Below are 15,503 nucleotides of genomic sequence, written 5' to 3' on the forward strand. Positions count from 1 at the left end.
AGTCTCGCGGCGGATTTCGCCCAAAAGTTTCTTGGAGGCGCCGCCGTTGACACGCCGTTCACAGAGCTCTGACGCGATCTTCTTCAAGAAGAAGGCGCGCTCCGTCTTCTGGCCCTGCATCGCCGTCATCCTGGCGGCCGCGGGGCTCGTGGCGGCGTCGGAGCTGACCATCGCGGCCTTCTCCTCCGCGGGCATCCAGGGCATCCATGAGCGGAACCCGATGTCGATGCTCATCAGCGTCGGCGTCATCACCGCGGCGGTGGGCCTGCTCTGGACGGCGACGAACCGGCTCGGCGTCTCGCTGGCGCTGGTGATTGCGGGGCTCGTCTTCACGTCCTCGGTCCACATCCGGAAGCTCGAGCTCATCGGCCGGCCGCTGCTGCCGTGGGACTTCCTGGAGTGGCGACAGGTGACGTCGCTCGCGCCCACGCTGTTTCCCGGAGCCGGCGCGCTCGTCGCCATCCTCGCGGGGCTCCTCGTGCTGGCCGTCCTCGTGGCCCTGGTGCGCGCCGTGCGGCGCGGCCGGCCCCGCTTCCCGCTGCCCGGGCTCGCGCGCGGCGGCCTCGCGGTGGCGTCGCTGGTGTACCTGCTGGCCATTACCTTCTACGCGCACCTTCCGCTCCTGCCGAAGGCGTTCATGCGCTTTGGCGTCATGCACCAGGTGTGGGACCAGCGCTCCAACTTCCAGGCCAACGGGCTGCCGCTGATGCTGCTCTGGAACTGGGAAGGGCTGCGCCTGGACCCGGGCGGTGCGTACTCGGCGGCAGCGGTGCACGCCGCCCTGGGCCGTGACGCGGAGCCTCCGGCGGGTGCGCCCGCGGAGCCCGTCGACGTCGTCATCTACATGGCCGAGTCGCTGTGGGACCCGACGCAGCTCGGGGTGAGCCTGAGCGCGGACCCGCTGCCCTTCCTGCGCGGCCTCATGGCCGCGCACAGCTCGGGTCGCCTCATCAGCCCCACGTTCGGCGGCGGCACGGCCAACGCGGAGTTCGAGCTGCTGACGGGCATGTCGACCACCTTCGTGCCCGACGGCTCCTTCCCGTATCAGCACTACGTGCTCGAGCCCGTGGAGGCGCTGCCCTCGCTGTTCCGCGACGCCGGCTACCACACCTCCGCCATCCATCCGTTCCACGGCTGGTACTGGAGCCGCGATGTCGTCTACCCGCTGCTCGGCTTCGACGACTTCCAGTCGCTCTCCGCGTTCGCCAACGCGAAGCAGGAGGGGCCGTGGGTGTCGGACGAGGCGCTGGTCGACCACATCCTGGAGCAGCTCTCCGACGCGCGCCGGCCACAGTTCATCATGGCCATCACCATGTCCACGCACGGCCCCTACAGCCTCCCGCTCACCGGCGAGGAGCAGGTGCGTGTCATGGGAGACATCTCTCCCGACAACAAGCTGCTGCTGACGAACTACGCGCACAAGCTCCGCCAGACGGACCGCGCGCTGGAGCGGCTGGTGCACGTGCTGGAGGCGCGCCCGCGCAAGACGCTGCTCGTCGTCTTCGGCGACCACCTGCCGATGCTCGGCCCCAACTACTCGCTCTACCGCGAGGCGGGCTACCTCAAGGAGCCGTGGACGGACGCCCAGCGCGAGCGCATGGCCGAGGTGCCGTTGGTCCTCTGGTCGAACTTCGCCATGCCGAAGCGGGACGTGCACCTGAGCATGAGCCTGTTCGCGCCGCGCATCCTCGAAGCGGCGGGGATGAAGCCCCACGGCTTCTTCGCCTACCTCGACGAGATGGCCCGCGCGCTCCCCGTGGTGCGCAGCGACGTGCTGAAGACGGGCGCGGGCGCGTACGTGCCGCAGCCGGAGCGCGACGCCGCGTCACCCGCTCCGGGCTCGCCGGCCGAGTGGCTGCGGCGCTACCGCCTGCTCACCTATGACCGGCTGGCGGGCGAGCGCTTCAGCGTGGTTCCGGCGCGCAAGCCCGGGCCGTCCCTCCCGAGCGGCCCGGCCGGTCCCTCGACGGCCAAGGTCCACGCGCCCTGATGGGCCACCCTCGCGCTTCCCGGCTATGGTCCGCCCCGCGATGAAGACCGCACCCTCGGAGTCCCTGCGCCTGCCCGCGCACCTGCCCGCGCTGGACGGCCTGCGCGGTGTGGCGGTGATGCTGGTGATTACCTACCACTCGCTGACGGGGCTCCGCACCGCGTCGGTGGGCAGGTTCTTCCAGGTGGGCTGGGCGGGAGTGGACCTCTTCTTCGTCCTCTCCGGCTTCCTGATTACGCGCATCCTCCTGCAGACGCGCGAGCGCGGGGGCTACTTCCGCACCTTCTACGCACGGCGCGCGCTGCGCATCTGGCCGCTGTACTTCCTGATGGTGGCCTTCTGTTTCGTCCTCATGGGACGGCTGATGCCGGCCATGGCCTTCGACACCCAGCGGTATCCGTGGGTGATGTATGCGCTGTACCTCCAGAACATCTGGCAGACGGACTTCGGCCCCTATCCGCTCAACGTGACGTGGTCCCTGGCCATCGAGGAGCAGTTCTACCTGGTGTGGCCGCTGCTGGTGTTCTTCCTGAGGAGCGGGCAGCTCCGCGCGCTGCTGTGGGCGTGCGTGCTGCTGTCTCCCGTGGCGCGCTTCGCCGCGCTTCTGGAAGGCGTTGCTCCCATCCAGGTCTACACCTTCACCCTGTTCCGCCTGGACGGGCTGGCGCTCGGGGGACTGCTGGCGCTGGGCGTGGTGGACGGCCGCTTCACGGCGGAGCGCCTGGAGCAGTGGGGCCGGCGGCTCGCGGTGCCCTTGCTGCTCGTGGCCTTCGGAATCTCCTTCGTCTTCTTCAGCTACGGGCAGTCCATCCACATGGCGACGGCGCTCGAGGGGGCGGGAGGCCCGCATGTCCGTGCGCTGATGGTGGCGGGGACGTACACGCTGTGGGCCGTGGGCTTCGCCAGCCTGCTGGCATGGGCGCTCACCGGGCGCGCGCGGGTGCTCCAGGCCGTGCTGCAGTGGCGGCCGCTGCGCTTCGCGGGGCAGGTGAGCTACGGGCTCTACCTGTTCCACGCGCTCGTCATCCCCGCTGGCGCCCACTACACGCGGCCGCTGTTCTACCGCTTCATCCCGTCGAGCCTCGTCGCCACCGCGCTCGCGCTGCTGTTCGAGTACGTGGTGCTGCTGGCGCTCACCGTCGTGTCGTGGCGCTTCTTCGAGAAGCCCCTGCTGCGCTTCAAGGACCGCTTCAACACCACGGACGCGGAAGCCAAGGCCGTGGCGCACACGGCCTGAGCGCCGGCTTCAGCGCAGGTGCGTGTACGGCCCCTGCACCTGGGCCCACCGCCGCGCGAGCACGAAGAGCACCTCGCGCACCGGGTCTCCCCGCAGCGCGAGGGCCGGGCTGACGAGTCCCGCGCCCACGAGCCGCGCGCACGCCTTCAGCCGCGCGAGCCCCTGGAAGCGCCGGCCGAGGTAGCGCGCCTCCAGCGTCTGCTCGCTGCGCACCACGCCCACGATGAGGCGCAGGAAGTAGCGCGTCTCGAAGCGCGAGCGCGGGATGATGTGCCACATCTTCAGCGTGGGGCCGTAGCGGCGCTCGTACCCGGCCTTGCCGAGGAGGTAGCCGAACTCGATGTCGCCGCCGCTCAGGAGCTTGTTGCCCAGCCGGTCCGGCATGAGCTGCTCCGGGTGCTGCCAGGGCACGGACTCCAGGAAGGCGGCGCGGCGCAGCCAGAGTCCCGCGCCGATGGTGGGCGCGAGCGTGGGCTGCGCACCGAAGTCCACGACGGCGTCGCCCATGCGGTGGTTGATGGCGAGCAGGTGCTCGCGGCGGCCGATGCTGGGCGGAGGTGGCACCTCGTAGCGCGGGAAGAGCCGCGAGACGACCACACCCACCTTCGCGTCGTCGAAGAGCGCGAGCCCGTCGGTGACGAAGTTCGGCTCGGGGACGTTGTCGTCGTCGAGGAAGCACACGATGTCGCGGCGTGCCTCGTGGATGCCCCGGAGGCGGGCGAAGAGCAGCCCCTGGCGGGACTCGTGCACCACGCGCACGTCCACGCCGCGCTGGCGCAGGCTCGCGGTGGAGGGGCTCGACTCCACCGCCTGCGCCGTGCCGTCCTTCGAGTTGTTGTCCACCACCACGACCTCGAAGGACCCGGACGGAGCCTCCTGCGCGAGCAGGGCCCGCAGCGGGTCCTCGATGCGGCGCGCGCCGTTGTACGTGGGGATGACGAGCGTGACTCCCGCCGTGCTCATCCTCGTGCCTCCTGACGGCGGGCCCAGAGCAGCCCGTTCTCTTCACCGGTCCAGATTCCAGCCCGGACCTCGTAGCCCAGCCCCGCGAGGGCGCGCTCGCACCAGTCCTTGCCGTCGGGATGTTCGGGGGTGCGGTGCCACTCCATGACCAGTGTGCTCACTTTCAGTTGCGCGAAGCGCGGGTCCTTCAGCAGGGCGTACTCGCCGCCCTCGATGTCCATCTTCAAGAGGTCGATGGGCTCGGTGCCCACGGCATCGAAGAAGTCGACCAGCGGCACGCGCAGGGTGCGGGCACCCGCGGGCGCGTCCACGATGGAGGAACAGTTCTCCGCGTCGAGGAACTCGGCCTCGCCGGCGCGCACGCTCGCCGCCGCACGGTGCAGCGTCAGCCGGCCGGCCAGCCCGTTGAGCGCCACGTTGCGCTCCAGCATGTCCACGTGCGTGGGGTGCGGCTCGAAGGCGATGACGTGCGCGCGGGGATACTGGCGGCCCCAGAAGATGAGGGAGTGGCCGCAGTTGGCGCCCACGTCGACGATTCGGCGCGTGCGCTCCGCATCCACGGGGAAGGGCGGGCGGTACACCTCGGCGACGAAGAGCTCGAAGGCCGTGTCCAGGTCCGTCGCCGGGAGCGGCCGCAGCATGAGGCGCTCACCCGAGCGCAGGCGCACCGTCAACCGCCGCCCCAGCGGCAGCGCCCGCCAGGCCAGGTAGTGCAGGTGGCTCAGCGGCGTCAGCCGGTCTCTCAGTCGCATCATGGAATCCCCCCATCATCCGTTTCCTTGAATCGCGCTGCGCGCGCCGGGCCGCAGCCACCGCAGCAGCGCGGGCGGCCGGTCCTTGAGCGTCAGCGCGGGCTTCTCCACGAGGTGCCAGGATAGCGCGGACAGCGCCACCACCACCGGAAAGGAAACCGCCGCATTCACCCACCACTCCGTGCGCCCGCCCAGCAGCGCGGTGACGGCCTGCTGCACGGGAAAGGCATACACATAGACGCCGTACGAGAAGTCTCCCCGGCGCCCGAAGTCCGCCAGCGCGCCCGCCGGCAGGAAGGCGAGGTACAGCACCACGTACGCGCCGAACAGCCCCGTGCCGATGCGGCCGTAGCCGAGCCACGTGGTGACGAGCCAGCCCGCCGTGCACGCCAGCGCGAGCCACGGGCTCATCCGCACCTTGTCCCGCCACAGGTACAGCGCCACGCCGCCGCCGAAGTACAGGTAGAGCTCCGGCCAGAAGCCGAGCCGCCCGGTGACGAACGGCGCCACCGCCGCGCCCACCCAACCGAAGACCACCATGCCCTTGCGCAGCAGGCCCGTGAGCCCCAGGCCCAGCGTCAGCAGGTAGAAGCCCACCTCGTACTTCAGCGTCCACAGCGAGCCGTTGACGGCATTCGAGTAGGCGTTGGACTCGAAGACGCCGGGCAAATCCCACTGGGGGAAGGCGAGGGTGAAGTTGCGCAGCCAGTACAGGTGCGTGTCCGCGGCCAGCAGGTAGTCGCGCAGCGGCAGGCGGGTGAAGGCGGGGCCCAGCACCAGCGTGGTGAGCAGCAGCATGACGCCCAGGCCCGGGAAGATGCGCAGCACGCGCGCCCAGGTGAAGCGCGCCAGGTCCGGCGTGCGCTCCCAGCTCCGGGTGATGAGCACGCCGCTGATGACCAGGAACACCGCCACGCACAGGCGGCCGAGCGAGAGCTGTCCCCGCGAGAAGACGTCCAGCGGCTCCACCGTGCCGCGCCCCTCGCCCAGCGGGAAGGCGTGACTGAGGATGACGCCCGACGCCGCCACGAAGCGCAGGAAGTCGAGGTTGTTGCGGCGGCGGTCGAGGCACGCCTGCAGCGTGGGGTGGGCAGGGGGCATGGGGTGTGGCGCGATTCTCGTCCGGGGGCCGGTCAGGTCAATAGCGACCAGGGGGGCAGCCGTCCGGAGGGATGAAGGGAACGAAGGAGTCGCCATTACGCGGCGCGATGGCCTACAAGGCACGCGCTCATGCGAGTCCTCCTCGGCATCCACCATCCGCTGGACGCGAACCTCGGCGCCCCGGGCGTGACGCTCGCGCTGGGACAGGCGCTGGCCGCGCTGGGCTGCGAGGTGGACTATTACAGCTACCATGAGGCCTTCCCCGGTACGCCGTGGTTCGGCACCTCGCACGGCGTGCGCTTCCCCTGGAAGGTGGCCGCGCACCTCAAGCGCGAGGCCCACCGGTACGACGTGCTGGACATCACCACCGGCGACGCGTGGGCCTGGGCACGCCTGGGCCGGCCGGGGGCTCGCGAGAGGCATGCGCTGGTGACGCGCAGCCACGGCCTGGAGCACACGTTCTCCGAGCGCATCCGCACGTCCGCGCGCGAGGGCCACCTGAAGCTGAGCTGGAAGTACCCGCTCTACCATGGCGGCTTCCGCCTCTGGGAGGTGCGCCAGTCGCTGCTGCTGGCGGATCACGCGGTGCTGCTCAACACGCTCGACGCCGCGTACGCGCGCGAGCGCCTGGGCGTGCCCGCGGAGCGCGTGAGCGTCATCCCGCACGGACTGGACGCACCCTTCCAGTCGCTGCCGCCGCCCCGGCCCTCCGCGCCCGGCGCGCCGCTGCGCGTGGCGTGCGTGGGAAGCTGGCTGCCGCTGAAGGGCAGCGCGGAGATGGTCGCCGTCGCCACGCGGCTGCACGCCCAGGGCGTGCCCTTCTCGCTGTCGCTGTACGGCACGGGCGCGAAGGAGGACGAGGTGCTCGCCGCCTTCCCCGCCGAGGTGCGCGAGCGGCTCCGGGTGGTGCCCCGCTATCCGCGCACCGAGCTGCCGAAGCTGCTGGAGGCCGAGGAGGTGCTGCTCTTCCCGAGCCACTCGGAGGGCTTCGGCATGGCGCTGGTGGAGGCCATGGCGTGCGGGCTGGCGCCGGTGTCGTCACCGGTGGGCGTGGCGCCGCAGGTGGTGCGCAATGGGCAGACAGGCTGGCTGATTCCTATCGGCGACGTGTCGGGCCTGGTGGGTGCGCTGCGTGGGTTTGCCGAGGACCGTGAACAATTGCAGTCACTCCGTCAGGCGGCCCAGAACGAGGTGCGAAATCTCACCTGGCGGGACATCGCCGCTCGCACTCTCTTGCTATATGAGGCGCTTCTCGGCAACCGAAGAAAGCCTTGAATTTCGCACGGTTGGTGGCTGACTGAGCAGCCGCGGGGTCCATTCCTCAACACACATCCGCGTGCATTGACGCGTCAGGCCAGGGGCCGTCACAGTTCCAGATGGCTCAACCGAAATGATTACCTTCTTCGTCGCGTTCCTCGTCTCCCTGATGGTTGCCCTGGTGCTGACGCTCGTGGTGCGCAACCGGGCCGTGGCGTGGGGCTGGCTGGACCAGGCCAATTCCAGTCGCAAGGTTCACGTGCGTCCCATCCCGCGGTTGGGAGGCATTGGCATCGTCGGTGGCTTCTTCGCGCCGCTGTGCGCGCTGTTCCTGGTGGACTCGGGCGTCGGGCACAACTTCCGCGCGCAGCAGGAGCTGGTGGGTGGGCTCTTCATCGGCGGCGCGGTGATTGCGGCGCTGGGCCTGTACGACGACCTGAAGGGTGCGGGCGCGCGGCTGAAGTTCGCGGTGCAGTTCGCGGTGGCGCTGGGCCTGTACGCGATGGGCTTCCGCATCGACGTCATCGCCAACCCGTTCGGCCCGGAGCTGTCGCTGGGCGCGCTGAGCCTGCCCTTCACGGTGTTCTGGATGGTGGGCGTGGTGAACGCGCTCAACCTGATTGACGGGCTGGATGGGCTCGCGGGCGGAGTGGCCTTCTTCGGCGTGAGCACCAACTTCATCCTCGCGCTGGCGCGCGGAGACATCCTGCTGTGCCTGCTGATGGCGGCGCTGGCGGGCGCCATCCTCGGGTTCCTGGTGTTCAACTTCAACCCGGCCTCCATCTTCATGGGGGACACGGGGAGCATGTTCCTGGGCTTCGTGCTGGCGGCGGTGGCCATCAAGACGAGCACGAAGACCGGGACGACGGTGGCCATGCTGGTGCCGGTGATGGCGCTGGGGCTGCCCATCATGGACACGCTGCTGGCCATGGTGCGGCGCTCGCTGCTGGGCCGGCCGCTGTTCAGCGCGGACAAGGAGCACATCCACCACCGGGTGATGAGCCGCATGGTGCTCAGCCACCGCGCCACGGTGCTGGTGCTCTACGGGCTGTGCGGCCTGTTCACGCTGACGGCGCTGGGGCTGAGCTTCGCCAACAGCGCGCAGAGCGCCATGCTGCTGTGTGGCATGGGCCTGGTCATCTTCGTGATGATGCGCAAGCTGGGCTACCTGGACTTGAAGCGCGCGGCGGACGTGCAGCAGGTGCGGCAGCGCAACATCCGGCTGCGTACGGTGGTGAAGGACGTCACCCGCTCCGTTCGCACGGCGCCGTCGCTGCAGGACGTGTGGAACGCGCTGCGGCCGCTGGCGGAGGCGCTGGACGTGTCGCGGCAGGAGCTGCGCTTCCAGCACGAGTCCGGCGGGCAGATGGACGGAGTCGTCTTCGAGACGCAGCGCCCGGCGGGCTCGGAGGTGCCGCTCGAGGTGCGCATCGACGTGAAGGACGATGACGAGGTGCTCGGGGCGCTGCTGCTGGTGTGGCGCGACGGGCGGGCGGCCATCAACCGCGACGAGGAGCTGGCGCTGGAGGTGGTGGCGGACGCGGTGGCCGAGCGCGCCGCGCGCTTCCACGTGCCGGTGGAGGCGGAGCCCGGGCGCGTCATCGCGCTGCGGCGGTGACGGCGGTGGACGCGCGCGCCCTGGCGGCGCTGCTGCGCTCCTGGCCGGGGGCTCCGTCGAGTGAGGCCCCGGTGGGTGTGGAGGCCGACGGGCTGGTGCGCGCGGCCGTGCACCACGGGCTCGCGGGCTTCGTGGAGCACGCGGTGGCGAAGGCCGGGTGGGTGTTGCCCGAGGAGTCCCGTGCGTTGCTGCGCCGCGAGTCGCTGCTGGGCGCGGCGCGGGTGATGCGGGTGAAGGCGCTGCTCGTGCGGAGCCTGGAGGCGTTGGCTTCGGTGGGCTGTGTGCCGGTGCTGCTCAAGGGGTACGGGCTGGCGCAGCGGCTGTACCCGGACCCGCTGCAGCGGGCGACCACGGATGTGGACCTGCTGGTGGCGCGCGGCGAGGTGGACGCGGCGGTGCGGGCGCTGGGTGGGCTGGGCCTGGCGGTGCGCGCGGGGGATTCCGCGCGGCATGGCGAGGAGGACTCACATCACCTGGAGTTGGCGGGGCCCGCGGGATTGGTGGAGCTGCACTTCCGCGCGCTGGCGGGGTGGGGTGAGGCGCTGGAGGGCGATGCGTTGCTGGCGCGCGCGGTGGAGGGCGAGGTGGAGGGCCGGCGCGTGCGGTGGCTGCGGCCGGAGGATGAGGCGGTGTACCTGGCGCTGCACGCGAGCAACCACCTGTTGCAGCGGTTGGCGTGGGTGTTCGACTTGAAGTTGCTGGCGCTGAAGGGGTTGGACTGGCGGGCGGTGGTGGAGGGCGCGCGCGGGACTGCGTTTCCGCACGGCGTCTGGTACGGCTGGGAGGTGGCGCGGAGGCTGCTGGATGCGCCGGTGCCCGAGGACGTGCTGGAGGCGCTGGCGCCGCCGAGGTGGCAGCGGGCGCTGGCGCAGCGGTTCTTCTCGGAGGAGCGGCTGTTGGGCGCGGACCTGGCGCGCAGCAAACCCGCGTGGGTGGCGGCGAAGCTGCTGCTGGCGCCTCGACCCGGAGCGATGGCGCGATATGCGGTGCGCCGGGTGGAGAACGCGGTGCGGGCCCGGCGCTGAGGCTCAGTCGAGGAAGCGGCGCTCCCAGCGGCGGACGTCCTCGGGGGGAAAGTCCAGATTGTTTCGAGGCTCTTCATGGAAGAGCCAGGGTTCCAATACGCGCGCCAGCTCGCGGTACAGCGGGAGGTCCTGACCTGCTTCGGTGTCACCGGCCTCGGGCCATGTGCCGAGGGTGATGGCCACCCGGTCTGCATCCATCTCCTGCACCGTGATGTCTGGTGACGAAAGGCGTGCGCGGAGACCCGTGGCTCCACCGAGCTGTCCGAGCACGGGCTGACCGATGAAGGTCATCCAATAGGCACCGCGTACGCGGGTTCCTATCTCGGCGGAAAGCATGCCCTCTCCAGAGATCTCCATTCCAGGGTGGAGAAAACATTGACGTCGGACCACCCTGGCCACTCCCATCATGTGCGTCAGCGCATTGAGAGAGAGGCTTGCGTAGCCCGAATTGAAGGGTAGGGGCGCGGCCACTGCCAGCGCGACTTCACGGACGCGCGCGGGGCCGTGCTGCTCCAGGAACTCGGTGGGCAGCCAGCAAGAAAGGGCACACACCGTGCCACGCATCGTATTGGGAACTGTAGGGTCTGGCCCGCCGCCGTAATATTCGAGCTGGTACTCGCCCACGCCGCCCGGTCCGTCGCGCAGCAGTGTGTGGGCCCATCGGTTTTCGCGGAGCTCGCCGAGGACGTGCTCCCAGCCATTGTCATTGAGCTCAAGATAGTCGTCCCGGTCATTGTCGAAGTACCAGGACAAGGCTTGAGGGCCTACTGCGTTTCGGTACTGCTCCAGCGCCTTGATCACGGGCTGAGCCACCTCCGAGTGTGGTCGGAGCATGTAGAAGCAGAGGGTGAGGCCGTCACGAATCAGCAGTTCGCCGTTCTTGGCCTGGACTCGGACCCGTGGAAAGCGCCTGCTCATCAGATGATTCCCCACGATGGTGATACGAGGGAGGGAGTGACTCTCAGGGCATCTCTGTAGATGTCACTTTGATTGGCTCGGAAGTAGGGGTGTCCCTGGGGATAGTCATTCCATTTGGGCTGGTTGGTACCCGGGCACGGGAACTTGAGGTCATAGACCGCAACGGCTTGGAGTGGATCTCCCGTATGGATGACGACATCGGGCCGCAGGGTTCCTCGCAGCTCGTCACCTCGCCCCTGACGTAGCAGGGCCTGGGCCTCTTTTTCACTGAGCAGTGTGGTCTCGTTGGACTTCTTGTCGTAGCGGTATCGCTGCTCCAGGCTGAACCCTCCTGGCCAGGCTGAGGGCAGCCGCTCCTGGATGCACCGGAACGCGACCTCGTGCTTCTCCGTGCCCAGTGTCATCGCGCGTGTAATGGGGTTGCCCTTCGAGTCCACGCCCACCTGCTCGGAGCACTGGGCCTTGGTGGGATTGGCTCCGAACCGGCGCAGGTTCACCTCCGAGTTGGCCAGCTCGACACAGTCTTTCAAGATCTGTTCGACGCGGTTCTGGTGCTCATCCTGGAAGAGCTTGAGCGCCGCAGCGAGCACAGCGGCCCCTTGCGCCGCCTGTGCTCCCGAGGCCGCCATCCTCACGGACCGTCTCGGGAGACTCCACAAACACCGCTCACAACGAAGCTCTACAGCGCTCGCGGTTTCACGGGCACAGGTAACTGCCGCCCGTGCCGTAAGGGCAGCCCTGGCCCACGCAGTACTTCGGCCCGCTGTCCTGTGCCGGCTGCTGTCCGTACGTGTCGCGCGGCACGCTCACGGTGCAGCTTCCCGCCGCCGAGTTCCCGGACGTATCCGTCACCACGTAGTGCACCGTGTACACACGGCCATCACCCGTGTCGTCGCGTTCGGCGCGCAACTGCACCGACGTCGAGTTCACCCGCACGCTCACGTCGTCGCACGTGTCGCCGTCACACGTCCCCGCGGCGTCCTCGGACTCGTCCGACGTGACGCGGACGATGCGGCCGTACTGCCCCAGCGGCAGCTCGCCCAGGCACGCGTCGTGGGCCGGGCCCGCGCACTCGGCCAGCGTCACCGTGCGATACGTGGAATCCGCCGGCCTCAGCGTCACCCCCAGCGAGCACCCCAGCTCCGGCGGCTTCGTGTCCCGCACCGACACCGAGAAGCCGCACCCGCACGCGTTGCCCGAGCCGTCCGTCGCGTTGCAGTCCACCACCGTCCGCCCCAGGGGAAACACGGAGCCCGTCGGCGGCGAGCACGTCACCGACACCGGACCGCAGTTGTCCTCCGCGTGCGCCGTGTACGTCGCCTGCGCCCCGCCCGCCGTGCACTCCAGCACCTGCGGCGCCGGGCACACGATGCGCGGCAACGTCGTGTCCACCACCGTCACCGTGCCCGTGCACATCGCGCTCTCCTCGCCGTCCGACGCCGTCAGCGTCACCTCACGGCTCCCCAGGCCGAACGGCCCTCGCGCCGACTGCGTCACCGAGAAGGGGCCCGGCTGGCCATCCGGGTCATGGCTTCCATCGTCCACGCTCGCCGAGGCCCGGCACGTCGCGTCCGCGCTCACCGTCACGTCGCGGCACACCGCCACCGGCGGCAGGTTCGCCGAGCACTCCAGCCCCACCAATCCCGAGCCGGTGTTGTTGTCCTCGCGGCACTCCAGCTCGCGTCCCGTCCCAGTGCCGTCGTCATCCACCACCGCGAACATCTCGCCGCGTCCACCGGGCGCGGTGCCGAGCACCAGCTCCGCCTGTGCCTCGCCGCCCGCGTCCAGCTTGTCCGTCAGCGTGGCCACGCCCAGCAGCGTGCCGCCACCACTCGCGGGTCCGCGATAGAAGGCCACCTTCACTCCCGCGGAGGCCGGAGCGTCACCCGCGTTCCGCACACGCGCGCCCAGCTTCACGCCACCCTCGCTGTCGCACGCGGCGCTCACCGCGTCCACCACCAGGTCCGGCGCGGCGAAGGGCTTCACCGTTCCCGTGCCCTGGCTGTTGGTCCGGAACGTGTTGAGCCCCGGCGTGAGCCAGTTGGCCACCGGGTGCGCGGGGATGGAGCCATCGTCCCCCACGTTGGTGACGGAGTACGCATGCTGGTTCCAGATGCGCCGCGTGTTCACCCAGCCATCCTTCTTGTCCCTGTACACGCGGATGCCGTGGAACGGGCCGAAGCCGCACGCGGTGTTCTGCGCCACCACGACTTCAGCGTTGCCGTCACCATCCACGTCGACGACGACCGGGTTCTCGTACGCGGTGCACGAGCTGTGCGGCGCCTCGAAGCGCACCTCTCCCGTCGTACCGTCGTAGATGCGCAGCGCCGTCTCGTCCGCGTAGACGACCTCCGCGCGCCCGTCTCCCTCGAAGTCGAAGGTGGACGAGCCCGTGCGGTTGGAGCTGGTGTCCTGCGTCGGCACCAGCCACTTCACCGTGCCGTCCGCCTCGAAGACGGAGTACCAGGCCATGGCGGCCACGCCGATTTCCGGCTGCCCGTCCGCGTCGAAGTCCGCGATGTTCGGCGGCCCGCCCGTGCCGAGTCCCAGGTGCTCCACCGTCCAGCGCACCGTGCAGTCGGACTCCATCAGCGACACATGGCCGCTCCACACCACCACCACTTCACCGTCCGGGTCCGCGTCGAAGTTGCCCACGCCGGAGAAGCCATCGCCCAGTGACTCGGCCCGGCACTTCAGCGTGCCGTCGTGCAGGTAGATGCTGGGGCCATTCACCACCTCCTGCTTCCCGTCCCCGTCCAGGTCCGCCGCGAAGGCGAGCGGCCCCGTGTCGTTCGGCGGCCCGCCCACGCCTTCGCTGCCCACCCATTCCAGCTTTCCCGCGCCGTCGTAGACGTGGTTGCCGGCGATGATTTCCACCGCCCCGTCCCCGTCCAGGTCCGCGAACGAAACGCCGCCCCAGTCCAGCCGGGGCCCGTCCGCGCGGAACTTGAAGTCACCGGTGTTCTCGAAGCAGAGGATGCCCACCGCGCTCTCCGGCACGGTGCACAGCTCCACCCACCCATCACCGTCGATGTCGCCCGCCGCGACGCTCGCCGCGCCGCGCGTCCGCAGCGCCGGGTCCGTCACCGCCCACAAGTCGGAGCCGTCCGCCCCGCTGATGGCGCGCAGCACGCCGTTCGTCTTGTAGTTCCAGCCCTCGAAGCTGTTGAACACCACGTCCGGCACGCCGTCGCCGTTGACGTCCACCACCACGGGCGTGCTCTCCACGTTGGTGTGCGTGGGCATGACGGGGCTGTCCGTCCACGCCCACTCCACCTCGGGCTCGAAGTGGGGCTCGAAGGGAGGCCGCACCTCGCACCGGGCCTCCGTCCCCACCTCCACGACGACCGACGAGCCGCCCTGCGCGGCGGGTGCCTCCGAGGTGGTGCCGCTGCACGCCACCAGTCCGAGCGCCCCCAAGACACACCACCGGCCCGCCCGCCTGTCCGTCCAGCCCTGCTGCACCATGTATGACAACCTCCCTCGGCTGCCTGCCCGGCCCGCGACGTACCGAGGGGCCGAGGTATTCATCCGCTCCGCCTTCCGGACCCACCCCGTGGGGCCGCCGCCTGTCTTCCGCCGGGCACTCGCCCGGGTTCGTGTCCGCCCGGAGACAGAAAGCGGGCGTTGCAGCCCATGCGTCCGGCCCGTTAAAGGGGGCCCCCATGCCGCCGCCGCCGAGCCTCCTCGACACCTTCCGCGTCCTCTCAGCCTTCGACCCGCCGCGCGTCCCGCTGCGAGGCGCGCCGTGGGAGGAGTACGTCGACTGGGCCATCGCCCAGGGGCTCGCGCCGCTGGCCGCCTACAACCTCCAGTACCGGCTGGGCGGCGCCGCCGTGCCGGAGTGGGTGCGCGACAGGCTGCTCGCCATCTACCAGGGCTCGGCCAACGACAACGTGATGAAGCTCGTCAACTTCAAGCAGATGGTGGACGACCTTCAGGGCCGCCGGCTCGTGCTCTTCGGCGGCGCGGCCTTCGCCGACTCGCTCTACCCGCACGTCGCCTTCCGTCCCGTGACGGAACTGCAACTGCTGATGAAGCGGATGGACGTGGACGGCTTCGCGGGCTTCCTCTCCAACCACGAGTTCAAGCCCGAGGACGCCGCCGGCACCGGCGCCACCCGGGTCGTCTCCGACGGCCGCACCCTCATCTGCCTCTACTCGGACGTGCTGGGCCCCCAGCGCAAGGAGCAGGCGGCGGGCATCCTCGAGCGGGCGAAGCCGATGCGCATCTACGGCCCGTCCGTCTTCCGCGCCGACCTGGAGGACGCGCTGCTGCTGGCGTCGCTGGACCAGGCACGTCAGGGCTATGAGGTACCGTGGCTGACCTTCCTCGACGTGCGCGAGCTCGTCACCGGCGCCAAGGCCATGGGCGGCCCGTACTCGCGCCCGCTGGACGTGCCCGCGCTGCTGGCCCGGGCCGCGGAGTGGCGCCTGGAGCGCGCCCTCTACACGTCCCTGGCCATTGTCGCGCGGCTCTTCCCGGAGGCCGCCGCGGACGCCACCGCCGCCTTCCCGCCGCTGCGCCGGGCCACGCGTGAATTGCTGGACCGCACGGTGGTGGGTCCTGTCAGCACCCCCGGCCGGACGTCGGCGCTCAAGGGCATGGAGCGGGTGCGCCGTCTTCTCACAGGCCAGTAAGT

The 15,503-nt window shown here is 70.1% G+C and carries 12 protein-coding genes; 6 read left to right on the forward strand and 6 right to left on the reverse strand.

Annotation, left to right across the window (positions count from 1 at the left end; all coding sequences use genetic code 11):
* Positions 1-46: 46 nt before the first annotated feature.
* Together ACVTJA_RS07780 and ACVTJA_RS07785 are read left to right on the forward strand one after the other, a co-directional pair.
* Entirely contained in the window at positions 47-1,990 is a 1,944-nt protein-coding gene (locus ACVTJA_RS07780) for an LTA synthase family protein (protein WP_465835133.1), read from the forward strand.
* Positions 1,991-2,030: 40 nt separating this feature from the next.
* Positions 2,031-3,227: an acyltransferase family protein gene (locus ACVTJA_RS07785; RefSeq protein ID WP_465835135.1), complete on the forward strand. Its 1,197-nt coding sequence runs from the start codon at positions 2,031-2,033 to the stop codon at positions 3,225-3,227.
* 9 nt (positions 3,228-3,236) lie between these two features.
* Here ACVTJA_RS07785 and ACVTJA_RS07790 read toward each other — a convergent pair whose 3' ends face one another.
* Genes ACVTJA_RS07790 through ACVTJA_RS07800 form a run of 3 tightly spaced genes read right to left on the reverse strand, consistent with a single transcriptional unit; the run spans position 3,237 to position 6,043 of the window.
* Positions 3,237-4,190 (reverse strand): glycosyltransferase, encoded by a 954-nt coding sequence (locus tag ACVTJA_RS07790; RefSeq protein WP_465835137.1) that lies wholly within the window; start codon positions 4,188-4,190, stop codon positions 3,237-3,239.
* A complete protein-coding gene (locus ACVTJA_RS07795; RefSeq protein WP_465835139.1) occupies positions 4,187-4,945 on the reverse strand; it encodes an FkbM family methyltransferase in 759 nt (252 codons plus the stop codon). Before ACVTJA_RS07795 ends, ACVTJA_RS07790 begins: the two co-directional genes overlap by 4 nt.
* A gap of 12 nt (positions 4,946-4,957) precedes the next feature.
* Entirely contained in the window at positions 4,958-6,043 is a 1,086-nt protein-coding gene (locus ACVTJA_RS07800; protein WP_465835141.1) for an acyltransferase family protein, read from the reverse strand.
* A gap of 129 nt (positions 6,044-6,172) precedes the next feature.
* Here ACVTJA_RS07800 and ACVTJA_RS07805 point away from each other — a divergent pair, with 129 nt between their 5' ends.
* From ACVTJA_RS07805 to ACVTJA_RS07815, 3 genes are all read left to right on the forward strand, one after another.
* Complete coding sequence (locus ACVTJA_RS07805) at positions 6,173-7,318, forward strand: glycosyltransferase family 4 protein (protein WP_465835142.1); 1,146 nt, start codon at positions 6,173-6,175, stop codon at positions 7,316-7,318.
* 115 nt (positions 7,319-7,433) lie between these two features.
* Complete coding sequence (locus ACVTJA_RS07810; protein ID WP_465835144.1) at positions 7,434-8,918, forward strand: MraY family glycosyltransferase; 1,485 nt, start codon at positions 7,434-7,436, stop codon at positions 8,916-8,918.
* Positions 8,919-8,923: 5 nt separating this feature from the next.
* Complete coding sequence (locus ACVTJA_RS07815; protein WP_465835146.1) at positions 8,924-9,943, forward strand: nucleotidyltransferase family protein; 1,020 nt, start codon at positions 8,924-8,926, stop codon at positions 9,941-9,943.
* A 3-nt stretch (positions 9,944-9,946) separates the two neighbouring features.
* Here ACVTJA_RS07815 and ACVTJA_RS07820 read toward each other — a convergent pair whose 3' ends face one another.
* From ACVTJA_RS07820 to ACVTJA_RS07830, 3 genes are all read right to left on the reverse strand, one after another.
* Positions 9,947-10,861, reverse strand: a complete 915-nt coding sequence (locus ACVTJA_RS07820; RefSeq protein WP_465835148.1) for a type VI immunity family protein — start codon at positions 10,859-10,861, stop codon at positions 9,947-9,949.
* Positions 10,861-11,490 (reverse strand): hypothetical protein, encoded by a 630-nt coding sequence (locus ACVTJA_RS07825; RefSeq protein WP_465835150.1) that lies wholly within the window; start codon positions 11,488-11,490, stop codon positions 10,861-10,863. The genes ACVTJA_RS07820 and ACVTJA_RS07825 overlap by 1 nt, the downstream gene beginning before the upstream one ends.
* Positions 11,491-11,557: 67 nt before the next feature.
* Entirely contained in the window at positions 11,558-14,329 is a 2,772-nt protein-coding gene (locus tag ACVTJA_RS07830) for an FG-GAP-like repeat-containing protein (RefSeq protein ID WP_465835152.1), read from the reverse strand.
* A 197-nt stretch (positions 14,330-14,526) separates the two neighbouring features.
* Here ACVTJA_RS07830 and ACVTJA_RS07835 point away from each other — a divergent pair, with 197 nt between their 5' ends.
* Positions 14,527-15,501 carry a nucleotidyltransferase family protein gene (locus tag ACVTJA_RS07835; protein WP_465835154.1) on the forward strand — a complete coding sequence of 325 codons (975 nt, stop codon included), beginning with the start codon at positions 14,527-14,529 and terminating at the stop codon, positions 15,499-15,501.
* Positions 15,502-15,503 lie beyond the last annotated feature (2 nt).

It is taken from the genome of Pyxidicoccus sp. M6 (assembly GCF_055568925.1).

Bases quoted from the DNA above. Each gene is read 5' to 3' on its own strand.
- ACVTJA_RS07785 (WP_465835135.1), top strand. From the start codon at position 2,031: ATGAAGACCGCACCCTCGGAGTCCCTGCGCCTGCCCGCGCACCTGCCC.
- ACVTJA_RS07790 (WP_465835137.1), bottom strand. From the start codon at position 4,190: ATGAGCACGGCGGGAGTCACGCTCGTCATCCCCACGTACAACGGCGCG.
- ACVTJA_RS07795 (WP_465835139.1), bottom strand. From the start codon at position 4,945: ATGATGCGACTGAGAGACCGGCTGACGCCGCTGAGCCACCTGCACTAC.
- ACVTJA_RS07800 (WP_465835141.1), bottom strand. From the start codon at position 6,043: ATGCCCCCTGCCCACCCCACGCTGCAGGCGTGCCTCGACCGCCGCCGC.
- ACVTJA_RS07805 (WP_465835142.1), top strand. From the start codon at position 6,173: ATGCGAGTCCTCCTCGGCATCCACCATCCGCTGGACGCGAACCTCGGC.
- ACVTJA_RS07810 (WP_465835144.1), top strand. From the start codon at position 7,434: ATGATTACCTTCTTCGTCGCGTTCCTCGTCTCCCTGATGGTTGCCCTG.
- ACVTJA_RS07820 (WP_465835148.1), bottom strand. From the start codon at position 10,861: ATGAGCAGGCGCTTTCCACGGGTCCGAGTCCAGGCCAAGAACGGCGAA.
- ACVTJA_RS07825 (WP_465835150.1), bottom strand. From the start codon at position 11,490: ATGGCGGCCTCGGGAGCACAGGCGGCGCAAGGGGCCGCTGTGCTCGCT.
- ACVTJA_RS07830 (WP_465835152.1), bottom strand. From the start codon at position 14,329: ATGGTGCAGCAGGGCTGGACGGACAGGCGGGCGGGCCGGTGGTGTGTC.
- ACVTJA_RS07835 (WP_465835154.1), top strand. From the start codon at position 14,527: ATGCCGCCGCCGCCGAGCCTCCTCGACACCTTCCGCGTCCTCTCAGCC.